The organism is Mogibacterium kristiansenii (genome assembly GCF_009695905.1).
Taxonomy (GTDB): Bacteria; Bacillota; Clostridia; order Peptostreptococcales; family Anaerovoracaceae; genus Mogibacterium_A; species Mogibacterium_A kristiansenii.
Genome location: NZ_VUNA01000014.1, coordinates 44,514 through 52,468 on the forward strand (window position 1 = coordinate 44,514; position 7,955 = coordinate 52,468).

The 7,955-nt window shown below is 50.5% G+C and carries 5 protein-coding genes; 3 read left to right on the forward strand and 2 right to left on the reverse strand.

Features of this window, described 5'->3' with window-relative positions; translation table 11 throughout:
* Positions 1-20: 20 nt before the first annotated feature.
* Positions 21-968 (reverse strand): LysR family transcriptional regulator, encoded by a 948-nt coding sequence (locus FYJ65_RS07485; RefSeq protein WP_154554709.1) that lies wholly within the window; start codon positions 966-968, stop codon positions 21-23.
* Positions 969-1,133: 165 nt separating this feature from the next.
* Between FYJ65_RS07485 and pckA the strand changes: the two genes are divergently transcribed.
* The gene (pckA, locus tag FYJ65_RS07490; protein WP_154554710.1) at positions 1,134-2,747 is read left to right on the forward strand and encodes a phosphoenolpyruvate carboxykinase (ATP); all 1,614 of its coding nucleotides are present in this window, start codon (positions 1,134-1,136) and stop codon (positions 2,745-2,747) included.
* Between the two features lie 194 nt (positions 2,748-2,941).
* Positions 2,942-4,780, forward strand: a complete 1,839-nt coding sequence (gene ftsH, locus FYJ65_RS07495; RefSeq protein WP_154554711.1) for an ATP-dependent zinc metalloprotease FtsH — start codon at positions 2,942-2,944, stop codon at positions 4,778-4,780.
* Between the two features lie 384 nt (positions 4,781-5,164).
* Here ftsH and cyaB read toward each other — a convergent pair whose 3' ends face one another.
* Positions 5,165-5,761: a class IV adenylate cyclase gene (gene cyaB, locus FYJ65_RS07500; protein WP_154554712.1), complete on the reverse strand. Its 597-nt coding sequence runs from the start codon at positions 5,759-5,761 to the stop codon at positions 5,165-5,167.
* 264 nt (positions 5,762-6,025) lie between these two features.
* On the opposite strand from cyaB, the gene FYJ65_RS07505 reads away from it, so the two are divergent.
* Positions 6,026-7,453, forward strand: coding sequence for an alanine/glycine:cation symporter family protein (locus tag FYJ65_RS07505; protein ID WP_154554713.1), 1,428 nt, complete (start codon positions 6,026-6,028; stop codon positions 7,451-7,453).
* Positions 7,454-7,955 lie beyond the last annotated feature (502 nt).

Below are 7,955 nucleotides of genomic sequence, written 5' to 3' on the forward strand. Positions count from 1 at the left end.
TGCACTCTCTTTTCATGTGTCTAGAAGTGGGTGTGGCGCACGATGGTGTCCATGAAGACCTGCATGGCCTGGGTGAGGTACCGGCCCTTCTTCCAATAGAAGTACAGATTTCGGGTGATATTCTCGCCCGCCAGCTTGTAATACACCAGGTTGGGATCCGGGGTGGCTCTGCCGATCAGGAGTTCTCCGGTGAACGCAATTCCCAGGCCGGAGCCGGCCACGTTGTAGGCGGTGAGCTGCTGATCCAGTTCCAGTGCAACGCGAGGTTTAAATCCGTATTCCTGGCAGAGGAGCCGGGCGCGGTTTCCGGTATCGTTGAAGGAATGGAGCAGGATGAAGGGCTCCTTTTGGAACAGAGCGAGATTCACGGCCGGATATTCATCCTGACGGAAGGACCCGTCCTGAATGGCCTTCTGAGGAATTTGATAGTCTCGCAGTCCCATGTTGATGGCGAAATTTTTGGGCACCACCAGGACCAGATCTTCCCGACCCACCTGGTGCCGGTCAAAGACCTTCAAGTCCAGTTCCTTGTTGTCCAGGATAAAGTCAATCTGGGAGTCCTGAAGCAGCTTCACCAGTTCCCGGGATTTCGCTTCCACCAGGGAGATTTCCAGGTCCGGATATTTGGCGGAGAATCGGGCGAGCAAGGGCGGAAGCACCCAGGAGGAGAAGAAGTTGCTCCCACCGAAGTGCAGGGAGCCGGTGCGCAGTTCCCCAAAGTCATTGATGAAGGTCTCGAATTCCGTGGTGGCGGTCATAATCTGATGCACCGCATGGATATACTGCTTGCCGCACTCGGTGAGCTCCAAGGGCTTGGTGCTGCGGTCGAAAAGGGGATATCCCACCTTCTTCTCAATCCGCTTCACATTGGCGCTCAGCGAAGGCTGAGAGATGTACAGCTTGGCCGCCGCCTTGGAAAAACTCTTCTGTTTATAAACTTCATATACATATTCCATTCCCTGAAACATGGCTTCTCCTTATATAACTTCAAAACTATAGTTTATATAAAAATATAAGTATTTGATTATAATACAATATTTACATATACTTTACAAGTGAGCCGGCATAGCGAATTCCTCGCATTGTCGGAAATGGTTGGAAGATATAAGGTTTTTTTATAGGAGAAGAGAGTTATGGAAATGTACGGAATCGATCAGCTGGGTATTCAGGCAAGTCAGGTGCACCACAATCTGTGCGCGGCAAGACTGGTGAAGAAATCCCTGGAGCGGGGGGAAGCGACCTTGTCCTCGACGGGCGCCCTTTCGGTGGAAACGGGAAAGTATACCGGCCGATCTCCTTACGATAAATACATTGTAGACAGCCCGGCGGTGCACGATCGGATTCATTGGGGAAGCGTCAATCGCCCGATTGACCGGAGAATTTTTAACCGGATTAAGGGGGATATGATTGAGTATCTGAACGGGAAAGAAGTGTTCGTTTTCGATGGTTTTGCCGGTGCAGACAGCAAGTACACCCGGAAAATTCGGGTCATCAACGAGAAAGCGTGGCAGAACCTGTTCATCCACAACCTTCTGATTCGTCCGACGGAGGAACAGCTGGAGGAATACGGCGAGGCGGATTTCACCATCCTGGCGGTGCCGGGGTTCAAGTGCGATGCGAAGAAGTACGGCATTCATTCGGAAGCGGCGATTATCATCGATTACGAGGCACACTTTGTCATCATTGCCGGAACCAGCTATGCGGGAGAGATTAAAAAATCCGTGTTCTCCATCATGAATTACGTGCTGCCGGTAGAAGACAACGTGCTGCCGATGCACTGCTCGTCCAATATGGATCCGGGGACTGGGGAGACGGCAGTATTCTTCGGATTGTCCGGAACCGGAAAGACAACCCTGTCGGCGGATCCGGCGCGGAAGCTGATCGGGGATGACGAACACGGCTGGTCCGACGACGGTGTGTTCAATATTGAGGGGGGATGCTACGCGAAGTGCATCGACCTGGAAGAAGAGGAGCAGCCGGAAATCTATCATGCGATTCGATTCGGTTCGGTGGTGGAAAACGTGGTTCTGGATCACGAGACCCGAGAAGCGGATTATTCCGACCGGGAGCTGACGCCGAACACCCGTGTGGGATATCCGATTAATTTTATCGATAATGCGGAGATTTCGGGAAAGGGCGGAATCCCGAAGGTGGTAATCTTCCTGACGGCGGATTCCTTTGGCGTACTGCCGCCGATTTCCAGACTGTCCAAGAATGTGGCCATGTACCAGTTCGTCACCGGTTTTACCGCAAAGGTGGCCGGCACGGAGCGGGGCATCAAGGAACCACAGCCGACATTCTCCACACTGTTCGGGGAACCGTTCATGCCGCTGAGAGCGGAATGCTATGCGGAGATGCTGGGCGAGCGTCTGGAGAAATATGGCACAAAAGTATATTTGGTGAATACCGGCTGGACCGGTGGTGCGTACGGTACCGGTTCCAGAATGAAGTTGAAGTACACCCGGGCAATGATTCATGCGGCTCTGGAAGGAAAGCTGGACGATGTGGAGTACGTTCACGACGCCCTCTTTAATTTGGACATTCCACAGAGCTGCCCGGATGTACCGGCAGAAATCATGAATCCGAGAGATACTTGGAAGGATAAGCAGGCGTACGATCTTCAGGCCAGAGAATTGGCGAAAATGTTCCAGGACAACTTTGAAAAAAAGTATCCGGACATGAAGAAAGAAATCGCCGCTGCCGGACCGCATGTAGACAACATCGAGGATGAAGCGGCCGCAATGTAACGAAAAAACAAATGGTGGATAAGGAAAGGGGAATCCGGTGTAAATCGGATTCCTTTTTCTGTTGGAGAATTACTCTTCGTCGATTGGGTAGTTTTCCTATGAAGAGTTGGTGAAGTCGTGGAATTACGGCAATCGATGTGCTATTATCAGTCTCATACGTAGAGTGCTAATTCGCACAGAAAATGAGGTAGATTATGAACGAGGTAAAAACACCGAAGAAACCGGTGATTAATTTCTGGATTGGTGCATTGATGGTACTTCTGTGCATCAATATTTTTCTGAAACCGTATATTCAGAAGATGCAGATTCAAGATGTGAAGTACAGCACCTTTATCTCCCAGACCGAAAAAAAGCAGGTGAAAGAGGTGGAGGTGCAGGAAAATAAAATCGTGTTTACTTTGAAGGATGACGACAAGATCTACGAAACCGCAAAGATGAACGATCCAGAGCTGATTGACCGGCTGTCGGAATCCGGAGCCAAGTTCTCCGGGGAGATTAACGAAACCATGTCTCCGCTGGCAAGCTTCCTGTTGACGTGGATTTTACCAATCTTGCTCTTCATGTGGCTGGGCAAGCGGATGCAGAAGAGCCTGATGGATAAGTCCGGCGGCGGTGCCGGTTCCATGATGTTCGGAATGGGTAAGTCCAATGCGAAGATATACGTGCAGTCCACCAACGGCATCAAGTTCTCCGATGTAGCCGGGGAGGATGAGGCCAAAGAGAATCTACAGGAAATCGTGGATTATCTCCACGACCCGAATAAATACAAGACCATCGGTGCCTCTATGCCGAAGGGCGTGCTTCTGGTGGGTCCTCCGGGAACCGGTAAGACCATGTTGGCAAAAGCCGTAGCGGGGGAATCCAATGTGCCCTTCTTCTCCATTTCCGGATCGGAATTCGTGGAGATGTTCGTAGGCATGGGTGCCTCAAAGGTTCGGGATTTGTTCAAGCAGGCGAAGGAGAAGGCTCCGTGCATTGTTTTTATCGACGAGATCGATACCATCGGTAAAAAGAGAGAGGGCCAGGTTGGCGGAAACGATGAGCGGGAGCAGACCCTGAATCAGCTGCTGACGGAGATGGACGGATTCGAAGGAAACAACGGCGTCATTATTCTGGCGGCGACCAACCGTCCGGATTCCCTGGATCCGGCACTGACGAGACCGGGACGGTTTGACCGGAGAGTACCGGTGGAACTTCCGGATCTGAAGGGACGAGAAGCGATTCTGCGGGTTCACGCCAAGAAGATTAAAGTGGAGCCGAATGTGGATTACGAGAAAATCGCTCGGATGGCCTCCGGTGCTTCCGGTGCGGAGCTGGCCAATATCGTAAACGAAGCGGCACTTCGGGCGGTTCGGGACAAGCGTCACTTTGCCACGGAAGCGGATCTGGAGGAAAGCATTGAAGTGGTTATCGCCGGATATCAGAAGAAGAATGCCATTCTGACGGATCGGGAGAAGTGGACCGTCTCCTACCATGAAATCGGTCATGCTTTGGTGGCCGCAAAGCAGAGCCACTCTGCACCGGTTCAGAAGATTACCATCATTCCGCGAACTTCCGGAGCGCTGGGATACACCATGCAGGTAGAGGAAGGAAATCACTACCTGATGACCAAGAAGGAGATGGAGAACCGAATTGCCACCTTTACCGGCGGCAGGGCAGCAGAGGAAATCGTCTTCGGGGATGTGACCACCGGCGCCTCCAACGATATCGAGCAGGCCACCAAGATGGCCCGTGCCATGATTACCCGATACGGAATGAGTTCGGACTTCGATATGGTGGCGTTGGAGACGGTGTCCAACCAATACCTGGGCGGAGATGCCTCCCTGGCATGCTCGGCGGAGACCCAGAAGAAGATCGACGAAAAGGTGGTAGCGCTGGTGCGTCAGCAGCATGAAAAGGCAGCCGGTATTCTGCTGGAAAATCGAGAAAAATTAGATGAGTTGGCACGGTACCTGTACCAGAAGGAGACCATTACCGGCGAGGAATTTATGAAGATTCTAAATGAAGATGGGGCTCCTGCAGCTGAAATTTAGAAACGCTTTCAAATCGAAAGAGGGCGGATTGTTTCAAAATCGAAACAATCCGCCTTCTTTTTGAAAAGAACAAAATGACGGAGGTAAAGTATTCCAAATCTGTGGAAAAGTTTTCTTGACAAAAGAAAAAAAGACGCTCAAAGGCGAATATCAAAGGGTATCCGAGGTTTTAGTTATCCACAATCAGTTGTTCACGAGATTGTATACAATTTTTCGAATTCTTGTGGAAAATTCCCAATCCGTTGAAAAAACTGACTTTGCGGAATGTTAATAAATTGTAAAGAACAGGTAAGAGCAAAAAAGAACAGCCGGAGTTTTTGACCCGGCTGTGAAAAAAACAATGGAAAACAATTTCCGTTGAAAAGCATTTTTTGTAAATAATTTCTAGTCGTTCGGAGAGGCGTTTTCGGCGGCGGAGCCCCCTCGAAACCCCATTACCAGTTCTAGGTATGTTAGAGGCTCGATGACCGGTTGGATAAATGACAGTTCAGAAAGAAATTCCCGGAGGCGATTTTCTGTGGCAGTTTTCACATTTAATCGGTTTTCCGGAAGGACAATCTCGACTTCAATGTAGTTTCCCAGTCCGTCCAGTTCGTCCAGACAGACGGTAAGGTCCTCTTTCTTGTATTCTTTCCGGCGCTTCTTCACCTCCGCAGCGGAGCGAAAACCCAGCGCCAGCAGAATCTGCCGCATTTTGTGTTCGTCTTCCACCCGGGTTTCCAACTCTCGGCGGCTCTGACCGATGTGGGAATCATTGGCACCTTTGTAGGTGATGCAGCAATGGGAGGTTCCATCGTTATGCTGTTCCCGACGGATTCGCAGGGCTTCATCCGTCTTCTTAAAATCCCGTTTCGGATGGTTGAAGTATTCGTCTTGCTGAGTGAAGGCGCGGATTTCTTGGAAGCCTTGCTCCTTCAGATGTTGTTCCAGCTCCGGTCGTTTCGAGCTGTCGTATTGTGCTTTCAGTTCGATTTCTTTCATTAAATTGCCGATTTTCCTTTCTTAAATTGCGGAGAATGCAGTTTCCCGCAAACCCATCAACATATATAGGATAAACGGAAAACCCGACGGATTCAATCTTTCTTTCATGGGAAATGGGTGAAATTACGGTAGAAATTGTATACTGCTCATACAATTTTTAAATTTCTTGTATAGAATTATAGACAAACAAAAAAGATTCATGTAAAATAAACGTGTTGTTTTTTACAATTTACTTCGAAATTATATGTGAAGGAGAATGATTTTATGGAAGCAATTAATAACGTGGTTTTGGCGGTCAGCAATTTTCTGTACCAGCCATTCATTCTTCCGGTGATCCTGTTGGTGGGCGGACTGTATTTCACGATTCGTACCGGCGGTGTTCAGATTCGGATGTTCAAGGATTGTCTTCGGGTGGTTACGGAAAAGCCGAAGACGGAGAACGGCATTTCATCCTTCGGGGCGCTGATGGTATCCACCGCATCCCGAGTTGGTACCGGTAATATTATCGGTGTGGCAACGGCGGTAATCTGCGGCGGATCCGGTGCGATTTTCTGGATGTGGCTCAGTGCCTTCTTGGGCGGAGCGTCTGCTTTCATCGAGTCCACGCTGGCGCAGATCTACAAAAAGAAGAATGCGGACGGCTCCAGCTATGGCGGACCGGCGTTCTACATGAGAGATGCGCTGAACGCAAGATGGCTGGGCGTGATTTTCTCCGTACTGATTATCTTCACCTATGCGATTGGATATAACATGCTGGCGGCGTTCAACCTGCAGTCCACCTTCAAGGTGTTCAGCTTCTACGGGGACCGCACACCGGCAATCATCGGGGTCATCCTGGCCGCGCTGTTCGGTGCCGTTGTCATCGGCGGTGCACACCGTCTGGTAAAGGTAACCGGCGTTCTGGTTCCGGTGATGGGCATTATATATGTGGCAATTTCTCTGATTGTGCTGGTACTGAATATCGGAAACGTTCCGGCAATGTTCGCCGGCATCTTCAAGAATGCCTTTGATTTCCAGGCAATTTTCGGCGGTTTTGCGGGATCCTGCATTATGTTCGGAATCAAGAGAGGTCTCTACTCCAATGAGGCCGGTATGGGTTCCGCACCGAATGCGGCGGCAACGGCGGACGTTTCCCACCCGGCAAAGCAGGGTCTGGTTCAGATGCTGTCCGTATTCATCGATACCATGCTGATTTGCACCGCTACTGCGTTCATGTGCCTCAGCACCAACATCATTCCGCAGAATTATCTGGGTGCGGATGGAAGTGCGGATGCAGCGGGATACGTTCAGGCGGCTACCGCATCCACACTTGGAAAATTCGGTCCTATTTTCATCGCATTTGCAATGTGCCTGTTCGCATTCACCACATTGATCGGAAACTATTCCTACTGTGAAGGATGCATCCGGTTCATCATTCAGAGAGACATCAAGCCGGGCGAGCTGCTGGCATTCCGTCTCTTCGCTACCGCACTGGTATTCGTGGGTTCCATCGCTTCGGCGGGACTGGTATGGAACACCGCAGATATGATGCAGGGCTTGATGGTTATCACGAATATGCCGACCATCTTGCTGCTGGGCGGAACCGCGGTAAAATGCCTGCGGGATTACCAGAAGCAGAAGGCGGAAGGAAAGGATCCGCATTTCGTGGCTGCAGATATCGAGCTGAAGCAGGATACGGATTTCTGGAAATAGGAATTCTGAACATTATAAAAGAAAAGACGGTTTCCCTAGTGATATGTACCCTCTTTCCTGGACACCCAGGAGGGAGGGTACATATCAATCAAGGGTGACCGTCTTTTTGCATATATAGTTAGAATTGACGACGAAAGGGAGAAGAAGGAGAGTTCGTCGTCAATTCTTTCTTTTTGAAATTATAGAAATGGGAAGAGCGGTGGGACGTGGTGCTTCACTGCCCGCAAACCCTTATTCCTTCGTCATGGGGCACCATGTCCTCAGGGTCGGATAGGGTTTCGAGCGGTGGGACGTGGTGCTTCACCACCCGCAAACCCTTATTCCATCGTCGCGGGGCACCACGTCCACGGCCCCGAACGGAAATACGAGTGGCACGACGTGGTGCTTCACCGCTCGCAAACCCTTATTCCTTCGTCACGGGGCACCACGTCCACGGCCCCGAACGGAAATACGAGCGGCACGACGTGGTGCTTCACCGCTCGCAAACCCTTATTCCATCGTC